Source organism: Kribbella antibiotica, assembly GCF_004349055.1.
Classification (GTDB): domain Bacteria; phylum Actinomycetota; class Actinomycetes; order Propionibacteriales; family Kribbellaceae; genus Kribbella; species Kribbella antibiotica.
This window is the reverse complement of sequence record NZ_SMKX01000005.1, coordinates 102,050-121,877: the sequence shown is the minus strand read 5'-3', so window position 1 is coordinate 121,877 and position 19,828 is coordinate 102,050. Positions and strand designations below refer to the sequence as shown.

The window sequence follows — 19,828 nt, the reverse complement described above, 5'->3', positions numbered from 1 at the left end:
TCATGCCACTCAAACCCCTTCTGCTGCTCGCAGGCGTCGCCCTCCTGGCCAGCGGCTGCTCCAGTACGACGGCCAGCGAGCCGACCGGCTCGGCGATCACCGTGCAGAGCTGCGGTCAGGACCTGAAGCTGAAAGCCCCCGCGAAGCGGATCTTCGTCGTCGACAACGACCCAGTCGCAAACCTCGAAGCCCTCGGCGCCGTTGACCGCGTGGTCGGCGCAACCGCGCGACTCAACCCCGGTCTGTACGAACAGTCGACATACCAGTTCTTCGACAAGCTCGGCACCACAGTCGCGACGAAGAACGCCACCGGCGGCTCGGTCGTCTCGCAGGAATCAATCCTCGCCACCCAGCCCGATCTGGTGATCGCGGCCGACGTCACCGTGGACCGTCCGGCGCTGGAGGCGGCGGGAGTGCCTGTCTACATTCCGGCGGCCTTCTGCGGGACGCGCGGCGCCAAGCTCGCCGGTCTGGCCACCTTCGACCGCGTCTGGGACGAGCTGCGCACCTACGGCAAGTTGGTCGGTGCGGAGTCGCAGGCCGAGCAGGTCATCAAGACGGCCACCGGCAAGATCGCCGAGCTCAAGGCCCCGGTCCGCGGCACCGCGGCGGCCATCTACGTCTCCTCGGGCGGCAAAGTCCTCTCCCCGTACGGCGGCCCCAGCATGGTCACGCCGATCTTCCAGGCCGTCGGTCTGAAGAACGTCTACGCCGACACCGACAAGCGCGTCTTCGACGTCAGTGTCGAGGACCTCGTTTCGCGGAACCCGCAGACGATCGTGCTGCTCTACTCCGGCGACAAGCCCGAGGAAACCCTCAAGGCGTTCACCTCCGCGAGCGGAGTCGCCGGGCTGGCCGCCGTACGGGACAAGCGCGTTCTCACCCTTCCCTTCCCCTACACCGATCCGCCCTCGGTCCTCTCCACCCGGGCACCGGAACAACTGACCCGCCTGCTGACCGGCTTCGAATGATTCGCGTCACCGGGCTGACGGTCCACGCCGGTCCGAAGCAGTTGCTCGCCGGGATCGACGTCACCATCCCGACCGGATCGACGACGGCCATCGTCGGTCCCAACGGCAGCGGCAAGACGACGTTGCTGCGCGCCCTCAACGGCGTCCTCACGCCGACCGGCGGCCGGGTCGAGATCGACGGCACCGACATCGCCCGGCGTTCGCGCCGCTGGATGGCGCAGCGGGTCGCGTACGTCGGGCAACGGCTGGAGCCCGATCCGTCGCTGACGATCGCCGACGAGGTCGCCCTCGGCGCGCTCGCACGACGTGGACCGCTCGCCGGCGGCGGCCGGGAGGTCGACGAGGCGGTGGCCGAGGCGCTTGAGGTGGTCGGGCTCGCTGATCGAGTGACCGCACGCTTGGCCGTGTTGTCCGGCGGTGAGCTCCAGCGGGTGGCCATCGCCCGCACGCTCGTCCAAGGCGCCGGCCATGTCCTGCTCGACGAGCCGACCAACCACCTCGACCCCCGGCACCGGCTCGAGATCTTCGAGCTCGTACGGCGCATCGCCCCGACCGCCGTCGTCGTACTGCATGACCTGGAGTTCGCCACTCGGTCGTGTGATCAGGTCCTGGTCCTCGACGAGGGCCGGATCATCGCCGGTGGATCACCGCACGACGTTCTGGTCCCGGCGACCCTCGACCCCGTCTACCAGGTCCGGACCCACGTGCTCCGGGGTCCGGACGATGTCGCCCATTTCGCATTCACCCTGCCCCTGGAAGGCCAGTCATGACAAACCCGCAAGAGCTCGCCGACCGCTGGGATGCCCAGCAGACCGCCTACGTCCGACACCGAGCCGACCGCTTCGCCACCATGGCGCGCGTGGTCGCCCACATCTGCAAGGACACTGCTCAGCCGCGCATCCTCGACCTCGCGGGCGGCTTCGGCTCACTCGGTCTCAAGATCATCGAGCAACTCCCCCAAGCCAGCTTGGTGATCGCCGACAAAGACCCGGTCTTGCTTGCCATCGGCACCGATCTCACCAAGGACCGGCCGGAGGTCGAGGTCGTCGACGTTGACCTCAACGATCCCAACTGGCACGAGGCCGTCGGTACCGAACCTTTCGAGGCAGTCGTCAGCTCAACCGCGTTGCACTGGCTCAGGCCGGAGAATCTGACCGCTGTCTACTGGCGCCTCAGCGAGCTCGTCCGCCCCGGCGGCATCGTGCTCAACGGCGACAACCTGTACTACGACGAGACCACCGAGTCCACGCTGCACCGGATCGCGGCCGACGACGACGAGGCCGTCCAGCAAGCCGCTTTCGAGGCCGGCGTGGACACCTGGGACGACTGGTGGAAGGCCGCCGAATCCTTTCCGGCGTACGCCGAAGCTGCCGAACTGCGGAGTCGCCGCTGGGGTGCCGACCTGCACACCCCGCCCCCGAAGGTCACCCTGGGATTTCACCAGGAGACCTTACGGAGCGCGGGGTTCCGTGAGGTCGGCACCATCTGGCGCTACCTCGACGACCACGTGGTCTACGCCGTGCGCTGACGGAAGCGGCGGCCGAGGAGCACCGCGGTCGCCGCAAATCCGGTACACAGACCAGCCCAGACTCCCCACCCGCCCCAGCCGAATCCGTAGGCGCACAGCACCATCGCCGGCACACCGACGAGCCAATATCCGACGAGCGTCGACCGCAGTCCCGACTTCGTGTCGCCGAGTCCGCGCAGCAACCCGACCAGGATGTTCTGGGTCCCCTTGCTGTACTGCTGCGCGATCGCGAACAGCAACAAGCTCGACGCCGTGGCCAGCACCGCCGCGTCGGTCCCGCCGGACAGGAACACCGACAGCAGCACCTGCGGAATCGCGAGATACGCCAGGCTGACCACGGCCATGAGCGTCCACGACAGGGTGAAGGCATGCCTGGCAATGGCTCGCGCCCGGTACTCCTCCTCGTGAGCAACCGCCCGGCTGACCAGAATCGACGAGCCCTGGGACAGCCCGATGTTGACCTGATAAACGATGTAGGCAAGCTGATTCGCCACGTTCGAGGCAGCGAGCATGACGGGCCCGAACAAGCCCATCAGCACCGTCGCGATCGAGGTGATCGCGGCCTCCGAGCCGTAGGTGAAGCAGATCGGCGTGCCATGCCGGACGATCTGCCGAACGACCTGCGGATCCGCCCGCCACGCCGCGAGCGACACCATCGGCCGCAGCTGCGCATCCCGCCGTACGGCCATCGCAAACACCGTCAACGTGAAGAACTGCACGACCGTCGTCGACAGCCCGACGCCCGCGACGCCGAGCGCAGGCATGCCCAGCCAACCGTGAATGAAGACCAGGTTCAGTACGGCGTTCACCGCGATCGACACCAGCGTCACCGCCAGCAGCGAACCCGGTCGTCGCAACCCGACCGCGAACTGGCGCAGCACGTTCAGCCAGATCATCGGGAACAGCCCACCGGCCAGGGCGAACATCATTGCCCTGGCCAACGAAACGATCTCCGGCTTCTGCCCCAGCAACGGCAGCGCGGCCGCGAGACCACACAGGACCGCCGCCCCGGCCGCCGCGGTCAAGGTCGCCACCAGCAGCGCCGACCGCAGCAGCGTCCGGATCTCCTGCCGCGCCTGGTCGTCCGTCTCCCCAGTGCCGGCACGGCGCTCGCCAGCGCCGGCCGCAGTTGCGACCAGGTTGCCGACGCCGGTGACCATCCCGACGCACATCGTCCGGATCTGGTTGTAGAGCAGGATCGCCAATCCGCCGCCCGCGACCGCGGACACGCCGATCAACCCGAGCATCGCCAGGTCGACGCTGGTGAGCGCGACCTGGGCCAGCTGGATCCCCGCGATCGGAGCAGCCAGCGCGATCAGCGTGCGGTAGCCGTCAGTCGTTCGGGCCCTCTCCACTGTTGTCGTCACACGCCCACCGCCACCGGCTGACGCGTCGCCCAGCGGTCCCGCGTCGCCACGCGCACCGATGCTTCGTACGTCGTGAACCAGCGCTCGACCCGCCGATGCGCAAGCTCGTCGAGCACTCCGCGTGCCCGCAACCATTCGTCGTCGAAGACCGAGTCGAGGTACTTCTCACCGGTGTCGTTGCACAGGACAACGACCGTGCTGCCGGCCGGATGACCGAGCAGCCCACGCAGCGCAACGTGAATCGCGCCACCCGTCGTCCCGCCGACCAGCGCACCAGTCCGCCGCGCGACAACGCGAGCTCCCGCGAACGCGTCAGCATCGGACACCCGGTGGGATTCGTCGATGACCGCGCGATCGACGTTCAGACCGATCGGGAAACCCTCGGGACTCCCCGCGCCGGTCTGGTGATAGGTGCCCGGAGCGCCACCAAAGATGATCGACCCAACCGGCTCAACCGCGACCGATCTGGTCCGCGAACCAGCATCCCGCAGTGCCCGCACGGTTCCACACAACGACCCGCCGGTCCCGATCGCAGCGACCAGCACATCGACCGCGCCGAGCTGCCGACGCAGTTCCAGGGCCAGGTCGCCGTACCCGCCGCCGTTGCCTGGGTTGTTGTGCTGGTCAGGGTGGAAGGCACCCGTCGCCGCGGCAATCTCAGCCGCAACCCGTCGGCGGAGAACCGAGCCGACACCGCCACCAGGGGGGATGTCGACGAACACCAGTTCGGCGCCCAGCGCAGTCAGCATCCGGAGCTTCTCCCGGGCTGCGTGCTGGTCGACGACCGCGGTGAACCGATAGCCGCGTTCCAGCGCCATCAGCGCGAGACCGCAGCCGGTGTTGCCGGAGGTCGGCTCGACGATGTGACCGCCCGGCCGGAGCCGGCCGTCGCGCTCGGCGTCGTCGACCATCCGCTGCGCCATCCGGACCTTGCACGAACCGGTGGGATTGAGCTGGTCGAGTTTGAGCAGCAGGCGGGTTCCGGTCCCGGTGCGCGCGAGCTCCAGCAACGGCGTGTTCCCGATCAGTTCGGACACGCGCTGGACGACGGTCATCGGATCTCCTGGATCGGGTAGTCGGTGTCGACGTGCCAACGGTCGCCGTCGAGCACTACCTTCGGCGGCAGCGGCAACTGGTGGAAGCCGCTTTCGTTCTTGTCCATCTGGTAGCCCGCAGTGTTGGGGTACAGCAGGAGGTCCCCCGGCATCGGTCGCGCCGGCAACTGGATCGTGCGCCAGGTCAGGACGTCGTACTCCATGCAACTGGAGCCGCCGACCGCCGTCCGCACCGGCTCCGCAACCCCATCCGTACGGCGGATCAGAATCGGATCAGGCAGGAATTCGCTGCCCTTCCACTGCTCGGACAGACTCATCGACAGCCCCGCAACAGTGGTGATCAGGTGCTCGTCACTCGGTTTGCAACCCAGCACCGGGAAGACGCTGAACCCCGCGCCGTCGACCAACGCCCGGCCAGGCTCGAGCAGCAACTCGACCTCGGTCTCGCGCAACCGGTCAGCCAGCGAGCGTCCGCCGACCTGGTGCCGCAAGATCGCGGTGACCATCGCAGCGCCGGTGGGCGACTGGTGATACGGATAGGTCCGCGCCGGGTTCTTCCCCGCGTGGAACCAGCCGTCCTCCCGACCGGATTCGAACCGCGCCCAGTCCTCAGCCTCGACATATGACACGGCGATCCCGCCACCGATGCTGATCTTCGCCGCGGGATGCCCCAACGCCCGCGCGTCCAAGCAGAGCGCGATCAACTGCACCGCAAGCTCCGCCCGCGGCACCGGGTCATAGCCGTCCAGGTGGAACGAGAACCCCTGCAGTACGACGGGAGCGCCGGGCTCGGCACATCGCCGTACGGCGGCCTTGAGCGCCTCAGGTGCGAATCCGAACCTGCTGTCGGGAGCAGCCGGCGGGCGAACCCGCAGCAGAATCTCGGCCTTCTCCCCCAGCTCACTCGCCAAGTCCAGCACGCGTTCCAGCTCATCGGCCGCGTCGACCGCAATCAGGCACCGATGCCGCAACGCCAGCCAGATCAGGCCGTCCGGCTTCGCGGACCCCGTCACGCCGATCGCCTCGCCGCGAACTCCGTTGCCCAAGGCATGGACCAGCTCGGGGACGCTGGCAACATCGACCCCGGCACCCGGCCTGGCGCACTCACGGAGCCACGCCGCGGCCTTGTTCGCCTTCTTGCCGTAGTAGACCGTGCCCGCGACACCTTCGGCCGCGAGCGCACCGATCATCTGCTCAAGGTTCTCGGCGAAACTCGCCGGGTTGATGACGTGGAAGGGCCCGCCACCGATCGCATGCGCGATGTCCCAGATCGTCCGCGAAGTGCGCACGGTCTGAGCCCAGGGTCTCTCGCGCGCGGGCAACGGCGGCGACAGCGTCTCTGTCATGACCACAGCGCTACCTCTTGCCCGCGACCAGCGGCGATCGCGCGCGCGGCCAGGGTGTGCGCGACCGGGATGTCGGTGATGATCATGCCGCTGCTGAACGCGAACACCCGGTCCTCATCCGTACGGCGGCCCGGGGCGCGGCCGGCCAGGATTTCCGGCAGCTCGGCGTCGATGCGGAACACGCCATCCGGCCCGGCCATCCGCTGACCGGTGACCTCCACCTGTGCGGCGCTGGTGGCCACGGTGTAGTCGGCCTGAGCCAGCGTGCCTTCCTGAACGCCCTTGCTGGCAACGGATACCAGCAGACCACCCGGGGGCAGCCAGCCGAGCTGGATCTTCGGGTGCGCGGCCCGGCCCGAGGCGGCCACGACGATGTCGGCTTCGCGGGCTGCGGCCTCGACGTCGTCGATCAGCTCGACCTTGCGGTCAGGGAACCGCTCGGCCACGGCTGCGACGCTGTCCCGGAGACCGTCGGGGTGGGTGCCGAACAGCTGCAGTCGTTCGAGGTCGGGCAACGCGGTCAGCAGGTACGGCAGGGTGCGCAGCCCTTGCACCCCGGTTCCCACCATGAGCGCCGTACGGGCGCCTGGCCGGGCGCAGTTCCGAGCGATCAGGGCGGTGGTCGCGGGCGTACGGGTCGCTCCAACGCGCTGGCAGTCCATCAGGGCGAACGGCATCCCCGTGGTGTCGTCGTACAGGGTGATCGTTGTGTAGTACTTCTCGGCGGAGGTGCTGCCCTGGCGGTAGCTGGTCTTGAAGGCGGCCTGTTCGAGCGAGCCGTCGTAGCCCAGCATCGAGTACGTGACGGCGTCGCGTTCCGGGTCGGGCAGCGGGACCATCAGCTTGGCCGGGTTGCGGGAGCGGCCGGCGGCGTAGGCGAGATAGCCGTCCTCGACCAGGGTGATCGCTTCGGCGGGCGTGAGTTCGAGGTTCTGCAGATCCGTCCGGCTGAGGACGTGCAATCTCGGGGCGGCGTTCATAGGTGGGCCTTTCGCAGGGAGGATTCGGCAACATCGAGGACGCGGTCGGCGACAGCGGCGACCAGCGGAAGGTCATGACTGACGAACAAGACCCCGGCACCATCAACAGCGGCTCGGCGCACGGTCGCGACCACCGCCGCGGTCGCGGCCGGGTCGAGAGCGGCGGTCATCTCGTCGCACAGCAGATAGCCGGGCTGACCGGCGAGAGCGCGGGCAATGGCGGCCCGCTGCAACTGCCCATCCGACACCTGATGCGGATGGCGGTCGAGCAGCGCGGTCTGGAGATCCGCCCTGGCACACAAGGCGTCCCAGTCGACCCCAGCTTTTGGGGCACACAGCTCGATGGATTGGCGCAGGGTCAGGCGCGGATCGCAGGAGCGACGGGCCGACTGGAACAGCATCGCCACTCGACCCTGCGGACGCTTAGGCGGTGGAGTGCCGTCGATCAGGACCTCGCCTGCCAGCGGACGAGTCAGTCCACTGAGGACGCGCAGCAACGAGGTCTTGCCGGAGCCCGAGGGTCCGACCAGTCCGACGATCTCGCCGGGGGCGACATCGAGTTCGACGTCGGTGAGCAGAGCGGTCCGGCCGTGGCCGACCGCGAGGGAACGCGCCGAGAGCATGGGGTTCTCAGCCTCCGTACCGGTAGTCGGCGGGCAGGTCGATCAGATCCGGCGTCGGCCACGGGAGCGGGTGCAGCCCGTTCTCCGGCAGCGCGGCGAGCAGGTCTCGGGTGTAGTCCGCGCTCGGGTTGTCGAAGACCTCTCCGGCCGTGCCGGTCTCGACGATGCGCGACGCGAACATGACTGACAGGTCCGCGTCGGCGGCCGCGCTTCGGACGGCAGCGAGGTCGTGCGTCGCCACCAGAACGACTCGATCAGCGGCGAGTTTCGCTAGCAACTGAACGACATCTTCCGAGCGCTGACGGTCGAGCGCCGAAGTCGGCTCGTCGGCCACCACGACCGGCGGGTCACCGGCCAGTGCGGCGGCGATGGCAGCCAGTTGAAGCATGCCGCCCGACAGTTCGAGCGGATACTTTGCGAGCGCGCTCCGGTCGAGTCCGACGACATCGAGCAGTTCTCCGGGACCGCGCTCACCGCCGAGGTAGCGGACCGTCTCGGCCAGTTGGCCGCCGAGGCGCCGTACTGGGGTGAAACAGGTCATTGCGGACTGCGGCACCACACCGATGACTCGTCCGCGTTGACCCCACAGGGCGGGCGCGGCGAGATCGCCGACCTTCACCGTGCCGCTGAAGCGGGCGTTGCCGGGAAGGAGACCGGTCACGGCTGAGCACAGCGTCGACTTACCGGAGCCCGAGCCGCCGACCACGAAGTGCGGCTTGCCCGGCACTGCGACCAGGTCGATCTCGGTCAAGGCATGCACCTCGCGACCGGAGCCGATGGGGATGCGTACCTCGACCTGTTCGAGTTCGAGGGTCATGCGATCGTCTCCTTGCGCGGTACGGCGAGCGACCGGGCGAGCGTCGCGAGCGCAAGCGTGACGGCGACAATCGCGCCGGCCGGGAACACCAACTGCCACCAATGCCCGAGCAGCAACGCCTGGCCGGAATCCGCGAGCAGTGTGCCGAGGGATGCCTGATGCGGTGGCAGACCGACGCCGAGGAACGACAGCGTCGACTCGTGCCAGACGGCATGCGCAATCAGCAGTACGCCGGCGATCCGCGCTTGGCCCGCCGCGACCGGCAGGAAGTGAACCCGCGCAATCCGAGTTGCGGTGAGCCCGTGTAGCCGGGCCACTTCGACGTACTCGGCCTTGCGGACCGACAGGACTTCGGCCCGTACGACGCGGGCGGTCGCCGTCCAGTGCGTCAGGACCAGCGAGACGACGATCGCGATGAGCGAGCCGCGGAACAGCGAGACGATGAGCAGCGACAGCAAGAGGCTCGGGACCGCCGTCATCGCATCAGCGACCCGCATGCTGATCCGGTCCCACCAGCCACCGGTGGCGCCTGCTGTGATCCCGACGACGAGCCCGACGAGGGTGGAGATCACCGCGGTCGCCAGCGCAATCACCAGAGAGACACGCATGCCCTTGGCAACCAACGTCAGCAGGTCGCGCCCTGAGTCGTCGGTGCCGAACCAGTGCTGGGCGCCCGGCCCTTGGCCACCGGCCGCGAAGTCGGTGATGGATTCGTCGATGGGATGCACGATTGGCGCGAGGATCGCGTACCCGGCGAGCAGTACGACGGCTGCGGCGGCGACCCAGCTCGCCCGGGACCGGTCAGCCATCGGCTTCAATCCTCGGATCGACAACGGCCGCAGCGACATCGGCTGCAAGGTTGCCGAGGACAACCAGCGTCACCGTTAGCACGATGACGACCGCAAGCAGCGGGAAGTCCAGCGCTCGCGCCGAGTTCACCACCGCGTCACCGAGACCGGGCCAAGCGAAGACCGTCTCCACCACGGTCGCCCCGACGAGCAGTTCCGGCAGTCGGCCCCCGACGAGGGCGAAGAACGGCGCAGCGGCCATCGGGAGCACATGCCGACGATTGACGATCCGCCACGGCAAACCGCGAGCCCGAGCCCCCCGTACGGCGTCTCCAGCCGCCGCGCTCGTAATGGCCTCCCGCAGCCCGAGCGCGAGCGGTGGCACCTGGGACAGCCCAAGTACCAGCGCTGGCAGGAAAAGGTGCCGCGCGGTCGACGCAGCGGTGATCGCCTCGCCCGGATCACTCAGCCCGGCCGCCGGAGCCCATCGTAGGGTCACGGCAAACAGGAGCACGGCGCCCAAAGCAACGATGAACGGCGGTACGGCGTACAAGACGACCGCGAAGGCGCTGATCAGCCGGTCGGCCAAACCACCGGCGCGTAGCCCCGCTGCAATTCCTAGAGCCGCTGACAGCAGCACCGCGACGATTGAGCCGCTGACGCCGAGCAAGGCGGTCCAGCCCAGACGCTCGGACAGGACCTGCGCCACCGGTTCGTGGAAGCTGCGTGAATAGCCGAGATCGCCGGTCAGCGCATGAGTCAGCCACTGCCACCAAGCTGTGAACCAGTGCTGGTTGAGCCCGAGCGTCTCCCGCAGCGCACCACGCTCCGCTTCGGTGAAGCCGTCGCCCGATCCGCCGAGGTACGCCTCCAACGGATCGAACGGACTGGCTGCGGCCAAAGCGAAGGTCGCCAGCGAAACGACGAGCACCAGCGGTACGCCGTACAGGAGTCGTCGGCCGGCGAGCTGGCCGATCCGGGCGCGGCGGCTCCGGATCACTGGCGCGTCCAGCGGGCCAGGGAGTACCACGGGCCCCATGCGACGCCGTGAGCGTGCGGCTCGAGCGCGGTGGATCCGAACTTCCAGCCGTTGTCACGCACGACGTAGACGTGGTTCTCCGACACGAGCGCCAACATCGCGGGCGCTGCGTGGTAGGCGACCTGGAAGTCGCGGTACAGCTTGGCGCGCTTGGCCGGATCGCGTTCGACACGGGCCGCTGCGAGCGCGCGGTCGACTGCGGGGTTCACGTAGTCGGAGGCGTTGTCCCACTTCGAACCGGCGCCCGCGGTGGCGTACTTCGAGTGGAACTTGGGGTAGAGCTGGGTGTCGAGGGTGTAGGGCTGCCCGCCGCCGCCGAGCATGAACGCGGTCTTGGCCAGGTATTCCGGGGTCATCGTCGACTTCTCGACCGCCACCGGCTTGAGCTCGACGCCGATCTTCTTGGCGTCGGAGACAGCAGCCATCGTGAGATCGCGGCGCAGGATGTCGGTCGGGTAGTAGGCGACGTCGAAGGTCGCGCGCTTGCCGTCGCGGACGCGGATGCCGTCGGCTCCAGCTTGCCAGCCGGCGCTGTCGAGGACCTTCCGCGCGCGGTCGGCGTCGAAGGTGAAGTCCTGGGCCGGGTCGTAAGCAGCGCCGTACAAGGAGGTGACGAGGGTGGACACAGCGGTGCCCTCGCCCTCGAGAATGTCGCGGACCATGGCGCCGCGGTCGACACCGAGGTTCAGCGCGAGGCGGATCGCGGGATCGCCGGCGACCGGATTTCCGGTGGGAAGCGTGATGCCGAGCCAGTCGTTGGCCTTGCCGACCACGGTGCGATAGCCGTTCTTCGCAACCGCCTTGGCCAGGGCAGGCGAGAGCCGGGTGCCATCCGCACTGCTCGCGAGCTGGGCGGCACGGGCCTTCTCGTCGTCAGTTCGCCGTACGACGAAGGTTGTGACCTGCGGCTTGGTTCCCCAGTAGTTGTCGCGGGCGGTGAGGACGACCTGGTCGGCGCGCAGTTCGGTCAGCGCATAGGGTCCGGTCCCGACCGGCTTGTTGCCCAGGGCAAGTTTGTCCGCGGGGCCCGGCTTCGCCAGAGTCTCGGCGGGCGCGATCGCGAGGAACAGGCGGTGCGGGACATCGGCGTAGGCGCCGGTCAGCCAGAGGTCGACGCTGTTCGGGCCGGAGACCTTCGCCGTGCGCAGGAAGTCGAAGTTGGCGGCGATCGGCGCGGCGAAGGCCGGGTTGATCACCGCGTTGTAGGTGGCAACGACATCTTCCGGGCCGAAGGTCGAACCGTCCGAGAACGTAATCCCGGCGCGGGTCTGGACCCGCCAGTGCGTGAGATCGCCGCCGACAGGAGTAGGCGCGCCATCGGCGAGCACCGGCACGGCATCCGGGATACGGTCGTCCTGGCCCTCGGCGACGCGGTACAGGCTCTCGTAGATCTTCGACTCGCCGTTACTGCCGTGACCGGTCAGCGGATTGAAATTCCCCAGCTCCTCGCCGTCGATGACGACGAACCGGTCGGGGGCACTACTGGCCGGCGCGGGACCACCGCAACCGGCAAGACCAACCACAGCAAGGACAACAAGCAGGCACCACTGGCGCGGAGAGGTTTGCACCACCGCAACTTAGTGAAAATGGATGTCATTATCTACCTGGTCGGCTGTGAGCCTGATCACCCCTGACCGTTACCTGACGGTACGGTGGGGCGGTGCTCCAACTGACGAAGCAGCAGGCGCGCAGGATCGCCGTACGGGCGCAGTTGCTGACGGCGGATCGGCCGACCGACCTGGTGTCGATGGTTCATGACCTGACCTTGCTGCAGATCGATCCGACCGCGGCGATCGCGCCGAATGCGGACCTTGTCCCCTGGAGCCGGCTGGGGGCGTCGTACGAGCCTGGGCAGTTGCGGCACGCGCTGGAGGTGGATCGGACGCTCTTCGAGTACAACGCGCTGATCCGCCCGACCAGCGATGTCGGGTTGTACCTCGCGGGTGCTGCGGAGCAGCCGACGTGGGAGCGGGCTCGGGACTGGATGCGGAAGAACGACGGCTTTCGGCGCGACATCCTGGAGCTGCTCGGCGAGCGCGGGCCGCTGCTCTCGCGCGACATCCCCGACACCGCGACCGAGCCGTGGCAGTCGACCGGCTGGTCGAACGCGCGCAACGTGACGAAGATGCTGGACTGCCTGATCGCCCGCGGCGAGGTCGCGATCTCCGGCCGCGTCGGTCGGCAGCGGACGTGGGATCTGCCGGAGCGCGTCTACCCCGCCGGCCTGGTTGTCCCGAGCGTCGAGGAAGCAGCCCGGCAGAAGAACGAGCGGCGGCTGCAGTCGCTGGGCATCGCCCGAGCGACTGGCACCGAGGTCCCCGTCGAACCATGGATCGTCGGACTCGTCGGCGAGCCCGCGACAGTCGAAGGCACCACAGGCGAGTGGCGCGTGGACCCCGCCGCCCTGGAGGCGCCCGACTTCGAACCCCGTACGGCGTTGCTGTCACCCTTCGACCGGCTGATCCACAACCGCGGCCGGGCCGAGGAACTCTTCGGCTTCGAGTACACCCTCGAGATGTACAAGCCCGCAGCCCAACGCCGCTGGGGCTATTTCGCCCTCCCGATCCTGCACGGCGACCAACTGGTCGGCAAGCTCGACGCAACCGCCGACCGCAAGGCCTCGGTGCTGCGCGTGCACGCGATCCACGAGGACATCACCTTCACCAACAAGACACGGAAAGCCGTCGAGGGTGAACTAGCGAGCCTCGCCAAGTGGATCGGCCTAGCCACCATCGAGCTCGCCTAGACACTCACCAAATGGCATGAGGGCTCGGTCCGCGGTTTGCCGGATTGGCAATGGAAGTTGTCGATCCTGGGGTGGCGGCGGAAGCTGGTGGTATGACGACAGCAGAAGAGCTTTGGGACGCCCGGTACGCCGAGAGCAAGCGGATCTGGAGTGGTGCGCCGAACGCGGCGTTGGTGGTGGAGGTGGCCGGGCTGGAGCCGGGGCGGGCGCTTGATCTGGGGTCCGGTGAGGGTGGCGACGCCATCTGGCTGGCTCAGCAGGGGTGGCGGGTGACGGGGGTTGACGTGTCGCCGGTCGCGCTCGGGAGGGCCGCGGAGCATGCCAAGGAGGCTGGTGTCGACGGGTTGATCGAGTGGCAGCATCACGAGCTGGGCAAGACGTTCCCGGAGGGGACGTTCGAGCTGGTGTCGGCGCAGTTCTTGCACTCGACGATCGAGCTGCCGCGTGAAGAGATTCTCCGGCAGGCGGCCGATGCGGTGACCGTCGGCGGCGTACTGCTGATCGAGGGGCACCTGGAGTTCCCGGACAAGTCACAGCACCAGGCGCATGCCGATGTGCACTTCCCGACGCCGGCCGAGGTCGTGGCCGACCTCGGACTCAAGGACGGCCGGTGGGAGGTCCTCACCGAAGCTGCGCATGACAGCGTCAAGGTGATCGACGGTAAGGAACTCCACTACCAGGACGGCACGGTGAAGGCGCGCCGACTGTCTTGAGTTAATTACGGCGTCGGGGGGTCCGTGGCGGTCGGCGTCGGGGTCGGCGTCGGTGTTGGAGTGGGGGTCGGCGTAGGAGTCGGTGTCGGGGTCGGCGTCGGCGTGGGAGTCGGCGTCGCCGAGGGTGTGGTCGACGGCGGCCGAGTGGTCTCGGTGGTCTGCGTCGGATCGGTCGGGCCCGACGTGGTCGGCACCGGCGCGGTGACGCTTGGCCGCAGGTCGACGGTCGGAGGCACGTCGTTACCGGTGTTCTGGAGGACGACAGCGACCGCGACCGCGGCGGCCAGCGCGAACGCGCAGGCCACGATGATCATCAACTGCTTGTTCGAGCGCACCGGGGTCGGCGCCGGACCAGCAGGAACCGCGAGCGGTGCCGTGGTGCCCTGTGTCGACTGCTGGGTCACAACCGTGGGCGTCCAGCTACCGGCGGCGAGCTGCTCGGCAGTCGGGCGCTCCGCCGGATCCTTGGCGAGCATCTGCAGCAGCATGCCCTCGAGCGGCCCGGCGAGCTCCGGCCGCAGCTCACTCGGCGGGACCGGCTCGGCATCCACGTGCTGGTAGAGCACAGCCGTCGGATGATCACCGGTGAACGGCGGCCGGCCAATGACCAGCTCGTACAGAACACAGCCCAACGCGTAGATGTCAGCCTCGGAGCCCGCAGGCCGGCCCTGCGCACGCTCCGGCGACAAGTAGTACGGGCTGCCGAGGATCTGGCCGGTGACCGTCAGCTCGTTGGCCTCGCCGCCCGGCATCTGCGCGATGCCGAAGTCGGCGACCTTGATCGTCCCGTCTCCCGCGATCAGCAGGTTGCTGGGCTTGATGTCACGGTGCACGACGTCCTCGGCATGCGCGGCCGCGAGCCCGATCGCCGCCTGGCGCACAATCGCCATCGCTCGTTCCCACGGCAGCGGGCCGCTCGCAGCCAGCTCGCCCGCGACCGACCGCCCCTCGACGAGCTCCATCACCAGGTAGAACGCATCGTCGTACTGGCCGAAGTCGTAGACCGCCACGATGTGTGAATCGCTCAGCCGGGCAGCGGCGCGCGCCTCGCGCCGGAACCGCTCGGCCGCCGACGGGTCCGCACTCGACCGCAGCATCGTCTTCACAGCGACGACGCGGCCCAGCAACTCGTCAGTGGCGCGGTGCACTTCGCCCATCCCACCGCGGCCGAGCGACTCGCCCAGCCGGTACCGCCCTGCAATCAACATCCGGTCCTCGTACCCACCCCGCCCGTACAGCAACCCGCTCCTGCGGGCGCCAACCCCCGAGATTACTGCATGTGATCAAACCCGGATTCGGGCGGCTGTGCATCGGCTGTCCGGTATTGGTCGGCAGACGTTCACTTCGAACGTGGCCTCAAGGATTGCTCAGCGTCACCGCGTCGGTTGTTCTGGTCAGCATGATCATTCCTGAGCAGAAGGCCGCAGGAGGATTCGGTCGGCGGGCAGTCCTTCGGGGTGCCGTCATCGGGGCCCTGGCCGCCGCACCGCTTCCGTTCGCCCACCGCCGCACCGGATCGGCCGCCGTACCCACCCAAGCCGCGGCAGCCTGCGTGGACCTGCCGCTGGTGGGCGGCGCCGAATACCCGATCGGGCTGTTCTGGCCCCCACCGCCGTACCAAACGACCGTCGAGCGGTACGGCGAGATCCGCGACGCCGGCTTCAACTTCGTGATCACCGGCAACTACGTGGACGACCAGGCGATCATCCGGCACTCGCTGGCGATCGCGGAGCAGGTCGGGCTGAAGGTGCTGGTCTCCAGCGATCCCGACGTGCAGAACATGGCCCGTCGGTTCACGATCAGCGACGACCGATCGGTCCCGATGTCGATCACCACGGCCGACGCGCGGACGTTGCTGACCAATGCGCTGAACCAGTATCGCGGTTTCGAGTCGTTCGCCGGTTTCAGCCTGGGCGACGAGCCGCCCGAAGCGCAGCTCCCTTCGCTGGGCAAAGCCTTCGCGATCGCGCGTGAGCAAGCGCCGACCTATACGCCGTACTCGAATCTTGTCCCAGGCACCGGCGACGGCTACCGCGCGATGGTTCGCCGTTTCGTCGACACCTGCCATCCGCCGATGCTGTCGTACGACCGGTATCCGCTGCTGACCTCCGGCGAGGACCCGAACTACTTCGGCAACTGGGCGATCATCCGCTCCGAGGCGCTGCGCGCGAACATCCCGTCGTGGGTCTTCGTGCAGAGCGTCGAATATTCCGGCCACCGCTTCCCGACGCAGCCCGAGCTCCTGTGGAACATCAACACGAGCCTCGCCTACGGCTGCAAGGGCATCCAGTACTTCACCTACTGGCAGCCCGACCCCGCACGCGGCGAGAGCTTCGGCCGCGCGCTCACCACCCTCGACGGCACCCACACTCCCCTGTACGACGCCGCCAAGACCATCAACACGAATTGGCTCCGCCCGGTCGGCGCCGAGCTCAAACCGCTGATCTCCGAACTCGCTGTCCACGCGAACGAAACCCCGCCGGCCGGCCCGGCCGGATTCACCCCGGACAGCTATCTCACCGGTACGTCGGGCAGTGCCGCCGTACTGGGGCGGTTCCGGCCGACCGATGCGGCGCGGACCCGGTGGCTACTCGTCGCGAACCGGCAGTCCGGGGCGAGCGCGACCAGCACCGTTTCGTTGAACCAGACAACGGTCACAAAGGTCTCGGTCTTCGATCCGGCGACCCGCGCCTACACCGCGCAGACCGACAAGACCAAGATCGTCGCCACCCTGGCACCCGGGGCCGCGGCCCTCTACCGGCTCGACGCATAAAGGGGACGAGATGCGCACCCAGCTCCTCAGCCAACTGATCACCGGCGGCGTCGCGGCCGCTGTCGCCGCTGTCGTTATCGCTGCTCCCAACGTCTTCTCTCGCGGGCAGACCCAGGCTGCCGCACCGGCGGCCGTTTGCACCTACAACTGGTACCTGTCCAACAGCCGCACGTCCGGCACGGCAACCATCCCGGCCTTTGCCTACGGCAACACTCCGATGGTGCCGCTGGCCGGCAACTGGGACGGAGCGAGCGGCGACACCCCCGGCGCGTACAGCCCGGACGAGCACAAGTTCTTCCTGTCCAACAACTTCAACGGCGGCGTCGGCCAGGTCACGATTGCCTTGGGCAACAACGGCGACCGTCCGATCGTCGGCGACTGGAACGGCGACGGCACCGACGAGGTCGGCACCTACACACCATCCACCGGCACGTTCACGAAGCGCGCCACGGACGGTACGACGACCACAGTCGCCTTCGGCGGCAAGTACCGGACCCCGCTGATCGGCGACTGGGATGGTGACGGCGTGGACGATGTGGGCGTCTATCGCGCATCCGACGCGGCCTTCGACCTCCGGCTCGCCGACGGCAGCACGCGGTCGATCGTCTATGGCGACCCGTACTGGAAGCCGCTGGCCGGCGACTGGAACGGCGACGGCCGCGATGAGCCGGGTCTCTACAACCCGGCCAACGCGACTTTCTACTTCCGGATGAGCGGTATCGACCCCACCGAAACCACCGAGAAGATCCGGTACGGGGACACCGGCGACCGCGCGCTGGTCGGCGACTGGGATGGCAACCGGACCAGCACGCAGGGAGTCATCAAGTCCTAGCTAATGCTCCACTGCTGGAGAGCGGAGTTCGTGTCAGCTTGTTGAGTGACCTTGGCGCCGTCCGTTGCGGCTGCGGTCGTGAGCAGCAGGCCGCTGCCGACGGACTTCAGGGTGTAGTTGCCATTGGCAAGTTTGGTTGCGGTCCAGCGCTGGTTCGCGCCGTTGGTACAGGTCCATTGGATGATGGCCGTGCCAGCGCTGGTCGCACCGCCGTTGACGTCGGCGCACAGGCCCGAGGAGCCGTTCTTCAGGGTGTAGGAACCATCCGGCTGCTGGATGAAGGTCCACTGCTGGTTTGTGTACCCATTGGTGGTCCAGGTGATCAGCTGGGTTCCGTTCGCCGTGCTGCGGTCGGGGTTGTCGAGCGCCTTCCCGCCGGTGGAGATGGTGTGGACGCCGTTGAGGTTCTGCGGTGCGGTTCCGACTGCGGTGAGCGTGAGGGTCTGCTCGCCACCGGTGCGGGTGCCACCGACGGCGTTACCCGTTGCGTTGGTCCAGTCCCGAGTCGGCGTGGTCTCGGCTCCAGCGGCCGTTAGACCAAGGACGAGACCGCTGTACCGGTTGACGAAACGGAACGTCCCGTTGGCGTTCTTGATCAGCCACCACTGCTGACCCACGGTCGTACCGGGTGCAGTGGCTGTCGGCTTGGTACCCCAGGCACGGCTGGTCGTCGTACCGGCGTCGACGCCCAGGGTGTTGCCTGTCGACGCGTCGCGGATCTGGTAAGAACCGTCGCCGACGGCAACGAAGTACCAGCCATCGGGGGCAGTGAGGATCCGGCCGTCACCGTTGGCGATCCGGTAGGTCTTGGTCAGGTCGACCGGTGCGGCGGCGGGCGCGGTCGAGGTGATCGTCAGGTTGACGTACTCGCCGGATTTTCCGCCCGAACAGCCGAAGGAGCAGTAGGTCCGGAAGTCCTTGCCGATGATGGTCGAGTTGGTCTTGTTCGCCGAGTCGACGAACCAGCGGTACCAGGAGGCGGTCGTGTAGCTGCCGGTGTCGCCGATCGGATACCACTTCTGACTGGTCAGATCATCGGTGGCGTAGAACTGCTGCGGCGCGTTGCCGCTCTGGTCCACGACCTGCGGCTCGCCGATGTACAGGCCGAGGTAGGCGTTGTAGGCGATGTCCATCACGAAGAGCGGCGAAGTCGGAGACAAGGTGCCGGCGGCAACCTGCTGGTCCGCGGTGCCGGTCGTGGTGGGCTTGTAGTCCTTCGCCAAGGGTGTGTAACCGTTGGGGTTACTCGCGTCGACCGGCACCAGGTTGCTCTCCTTGCCGCCGACTCCGGGCTCCGACCACTGGCCGTCGTACCACTTCTGCCAGGAGGTGGGCGCCATCTTGCTCGACATCTTGGCCCGCGCAACGTGTTGGCGGAAGTTCTTCCAGCTGCCCGACTTGTCGACGATTCGGGAGCCGTAGTACACGTAGAAATAGCCGGAGGCGGTGTCGACGAACAGTCGCTGGTCACCGTCGCCGTACGAGTAGGTCTGGTTCGGGAACGCCGTACTGTCGTTGCGTTTGGTGCTGTACGGCGACGTGATCACGTGGCTCTTGATCGCCCACGTCTTGCCCTGGTTGGTGGACACGGCGTAGTCGATGGCGTCGTAGTGCAGTCCGTCGCCGAAGGGTTGCGGCGTGAACTCGTTGTGCACCAGGCCGTACCAGTCACCGGTGTCCGGGTCGACCCAGACGCCGGCCAGGTCGCAGTAGTTCTTCTGCGCATAGCCCGAACCGCTCGGAGCGAACGTCGACTCCAGGCCGGTCGGGCTGTTGTTGCAGCGCCAGGTCGTGTCGTTGTTCTTGTCGTTCGCGTTGGCCGGATTGACCGCGTTGCTGATCGCGGTCGACTTGGTCGCGGTGTCGAAGTTCGTGCCGGTGTAGAAGTCCCACTTGCGCGGATCCGAGGCGCCGTACAGGGCGGCTGACTGCTGGAAGTAGAACGTCCCGTCCTTGTCGATGTACGCACCGGCCGGGGTGTCGGTGGGCGTGGTCCAGTTGCCCTTGGCACCGACAGTGATCGTGTACGACGCACTCGGCGGCGCCGCTTCGGCCGAGCCGAGACCGGCCGCGACGAGCCCGAGGCCCAGTACGGCGACCACAGCTGTCTTCCGGGAACGTGACATCGGAACTCCTCACATCAGGGGATTGCCGGAACAGTAGAGTCCATTTGACCGGTAAACAAGAGTTTGTCGGCCTTGACTCGCTGGGCTGAGCGCCAGATACTCGGAGATCCAGTTGACCGGTCCA

The 19,828-nt window shown here is 67.8% G+C and carries 18 protein-coding genes; 7 read left to right on the top strand and 11 right to left on the bottom strand.

What is annotated here, in order from left to right:
• The first annotated feature begins 2 nt into the window (after positions 1–2).
• Genes E1263_RS03180 through E1263_RS03170 form a run of 3 tightly spaced genes read left to right on the top strand, consistent with a single transcriptional unit; the run spans position 3 to position 2,499 of the window.
• Complete coding sequence (locus tag E1263_RS03180; protein WP_132165125.1) at positions 3–971, top strand: ABC transporter substrate-binding protein; 969 nt, start codon at positions 3–5, stop codon at positions 969–971.
• Positions 968–1,741 (top strand): ABC transporter ATP-binding protein, encoded by a 774-nt coding sequence (locus E1263_RS03175; RefSeq protein ID WP_132165123.1) that lies wholly within the window; start codon positions 968–970, stop codon positions 1,739–1,741. Before E1263_RS03180 ends, E1263_RS03175 begins: the two co-directional genes overlap by 4 nt.
• Entirely contained in the window at positions 1,738–2,499 is a 762-nt protein-coding gene (locus tag E1263_RS03170) for a class I SAM-dependent methyltransferase (protein WP_132165122.1), read from the top strand. The genes E1263_RS03175 and E1263_RS03170 overlap by 4 nt, the downstream gene beginning before the upstream one ends.
• On the opposite strand, the gene E1263_RS03165 is transcribed toward E1263_RS03170, so the two are convergent.
• Genes E1263_RS03165 through E1263_RS03125 form a run of 9 tightly spaced genes read right to left on the bottom strand, consistent with a single transcriptional unit; the run spans position 2,484 to position 12,082 of the window.
• Complete coding sequence (locus tag E1263_RS03165; RefSeq protein WP_202868703.1) at positions 2,484–3,866, bottom strand: MATE family efflux transporter; 1,383 nt, start codon at positions 3,864–3,866, stop codon at positions 2,484–2,486. The genes E1263_RS03170 and E1263_RS03165 overlap by 16 nt on opposite strands.
• A complete protein-coding gene (locus E1263_RS03160; protein ID WP_132165120.1) occupies positions 3,863–4,921 on the bottom strand; it encodes a PLP-dependent cysteine synthase family protein in 1,059 nt (352 codons plus the stop codon). The genes E1263_RS03165 and E1263_RS03160 overlap by 4 nt, the downstream gene beginning before the upstream one ends.
• Positions 4,918–6,267, bottom strand: a complete 1,350-nt coding sequence (locus E1263_RS03155; RefSeq protein WP_202868702.1) for an alanine racemase — start codon at positions 6,265–6,267, stop codon at positions 4,918–4,920. The genes E1263_RS03160 and E1263_RS03155 overlap by 4 nt, the downstream gene beginning before the upstream one ends.
• Positions 6,264–7,247: an ornithine cyclodeaminase gene (locus E1263_RS03150; RefSeq protein WP_132165116.1), complete on the bottom strand. Its 984-nt coding sequence runs from the start codon at positions 7,245–7,247 to the stop codon at positions 6,264–6,266. Before E1263_RS03150 ends, E1263_RS03155 begins: the two co-directional genes overlap by 4 nt.
• A complete protein-coding gene (locus E1263_RS03145; RefSeq protein ID WP_132165114.1) occupies positions 7,244–7,870 on the bottom strand; it encodes an ABC transporter ATP-binding protein in 627 nt (208 codons plus the stop codon). The genes E1263_RS03150 and E1263_RS03145 overlap by 4 nt, the downstream gene beginning before the upstream one ends.
• Before the next feature lie 7 nt (positions 7,871–7,877).
• A complete protein-coding gene (locus E1263_RS03140; protein WP_132165112.1) occupies positions 7,878–8,687 on the bottom strand; it encodes an ATP-binding cassette domain-containing protein in 810 nt (269 codons plus the stop codon).
• Positions 8,684–9,496, bottom strand: a complete 813-nt coding sequence (locus E1263_RS03135; RefSeq protein ID WP_132165110.1) for an ABC transporter permease — start codon at positions 9,494–9,496, stop codon at positions 8,684–8,686. Before E1263_RS03135 ends, E1263_RS03140 begins: the two co-directional genes overlap by 4 nt.
• Entirely contained in the window at positions 9,489–10,475 is a 987-nt protein-coding gene (locus tag E1263_RS03130; protein ID WP_202868701.1) for an ABC transporter permease, read from the bottom strand. Before E1263_RS03130 ends, E1263_RS03135 begins: the two co-directional genes overlap by 8 nt.
• On the bottom strand, positions 10,472–12,082 hold the full coding sequence (locus E1263_RS03125; RefSeq protein ID WP_202868700.1) for an ABC transporter substrate-binding protein: 1,611 nt from the start codon (positions 12,080–12,082) through the stop codon (positions 10,472–10,474). The genes E1263_RS03130 and E1263_RS03125 overlap by 4 nt, the downstream gene beginning before the upstream one ends.
• Positions 12,083–12,174: 92 nt before the next feature.
• Here E1263_RS03125 and E1263_RS03120 point away from each other — a divergent pair, with 92 nt between their 5' ends.
• Both E1263_RS03120 and E1263_RS03115 read left to right on the top strand, forming a co-directional pair.
• Positions 12,175–13,260, top strand: coding sequence for a winged helix-turn-helix domain-containing protein (locus E1263_RS03120; protein WP_238161050.1), 1,086 nt, complete (start codon positions 12,175–12,177; stop codon positions 13,258–13,260).
• 92 nt (positions 13,261–13,352) lie between these two features.
• Entirely contained in the window at positions 13,353–13,973 is a 621-nt protein-coding gene (locus E1263_RS03115; protein ID WP_132165106.1) for an SAM-dependent methyltransferase, read from the top strand.
• A 5-nt stretch (positions 13,974–13,978) separates the two neighbouring features.
• Here the strand turns inward: E1263_RS03115 and E1263_RS03110 are convergent, their stop codons facing one another.
• Entirely contained in the window at positions 13,979–15,181 is a 1,203-nt protein-coding gene (locus E1263_RS03110) for a serine/threonine-protein kinase (protein WP_132165104.1), read from the bottom strand.
• 191 nt (positions 15,182–15,372) lie between these two features.
• On the opposite strand from E1263_RS03110, the gene E1263_RS03105 reads away from it, so the two are divergent.
• Together E1263_RS03105 and E1263_RS03100 are read left to right on the top strand one after the other, a co-directional pair.
• Positions 15,373–16,746, top strand: a complete 1,374-nt coding sequence (locus tag E1263_RS03105; protein ID WP_238161049.1) for a hypothetical protein — start codon at positions 15,373–15,375, stop codon at positions 16,744–16,746.
• Positions 16,747–16,756: 10 nt separating this feature from the next.
• Positions 16,757–17,578: a hypothetical protein gene (locus E1263_RS03100; protein ID WP_132165102.1), complete on the top strand. Its 822-nt coding sequence runs from the start codon at positions 16,757–16,759 to the stop codon at positions 17,576–17,578.
• On the opposite strand, the gene E1263_RS03095 is transcribed toward E1263_RS03100, so the two are convergent.
• Entirely contained in the window at positions 17,575–19,704 is a 2,130-nt protein-coding gene (locus E1263_RS03095) for an RICIN domain-containing protein (protein WP_132165100.1), read from the bottom strand. The two genes, E1263_RS03100 and E1263_RS03095, sit on opposite strands and share 4 nt — an antisense overlap.
• Between the last annotated feature and the right edge of the window lie 124 nt (positions 19,705–19,828).

What these genes read in the sequence shown, in the direction of transcription:
- E1263_RS03180 (WP_132165125.1), top strand. Translation starts at nt 3, where the DNA reads ATGCCACTCAAACCCCTTCTGCTGCTCGCAGGCGTCGCCCTCCTGGCC.
- E1263_RS03095 (WP_132165100.1), bottom strand. Translation starts at nt 19,704, where the DNA reads ATGTCACGTTCCCGGAAGACAGCTGTGGTCGCCGTACTGGGCCTCGGG.
- E1263_RS03170 (WP_132165122.1), top strand. Translation starts at nt 1,738, where the DNA reads ATGACAAACCCGCAAGAGCTCGCCGACCGCTGGGATGCCCAGCAGACC.
- E1263_RS03160 (WP_132165120.1), bottom strand. Translation starts at nt 4,921, where the DNA reads ATGACCGTCGTCCAGCGCGTGTCCGAACTGATCGGGAACACGCCGTTG.
- E1263_RS03105 (WP_238161049.1), top strand. Translation starts at nt 15,373, where the DNA reads ATGATCATTCCTGAGCAGAAGGCCGCAGGAGGATTCGGTCGGCGGGCA.
- E1263_RS03140 (WP_132165112.1), bottom strand. Translation starts at nt 8,687, where the DNA reads ATGACCCTCGAACTCGAACAGGTCGAGGTACGCATCCCCATCGGCTCC.
- E1263_RS03135 (WP_132165110.1), bottom strand. Translation starts at nt 9,496, where the DNA reads ATGGCTGACCGGTCCCGGGCGAGCTGGGTCGCCGCCGCAGCCGTCGTA.
- E1263_RS03110 (WP_132165104.1), bottom strand. Translation starts at nt 15,181, where the DNA reads ATGTTGATTGCAGGGCGGTACCGGCTGGGCGAGTCGCTCGGCCGCGGT.
- E1263_RS03150 (WP_132165116.1), bottom strand. Translation starts at nt 7,247, where the DNA reads ATGAACGCCGCCCCGAGATTGCACGTCCTCAGCCGGACGGATCTGCAG.
- E1263_RS03175 (WP_132165123.1), top strand. Translation starts at nt 968, where the DNA reads ATGATTCGCGTCACCGGGCTGACGGTCCACGCCGGTCCGAAGCAGTTG.
- E1263_RS03155 (WP_202868702.1), bottom strand. Translation starts at nt 6,267, where the DNA reads ATGACAGAGACGCTGTCGCCGCCGTTGCCCGCGCGCGAGAGACCCTGG.
- E1263_RS03100 (WP_132165102.1), top strand. Translation starts at nt 16,757, where the DNA reads ATGCGCACCCAGCTCCTCAGCCAACTGATCACCGGCGGCGTCGCGGCC.
- E1263_RS03145 (WP_132165114.1), bottom strand. Translation starts at nt 7,870, where the DNA reads ATGCTCTCGGCGCGTTCCCTCGCGGTCGGCCACGGCCGGACCGCTCTG.
- E1263_RS03115 (WP_132165106.1), top strand. Translation starts at nt 13,353, where the DNA reads ATGACGACAGCAGAAGAGCTTTGGGACGCCCGGTACGCCGAGAGCAAG.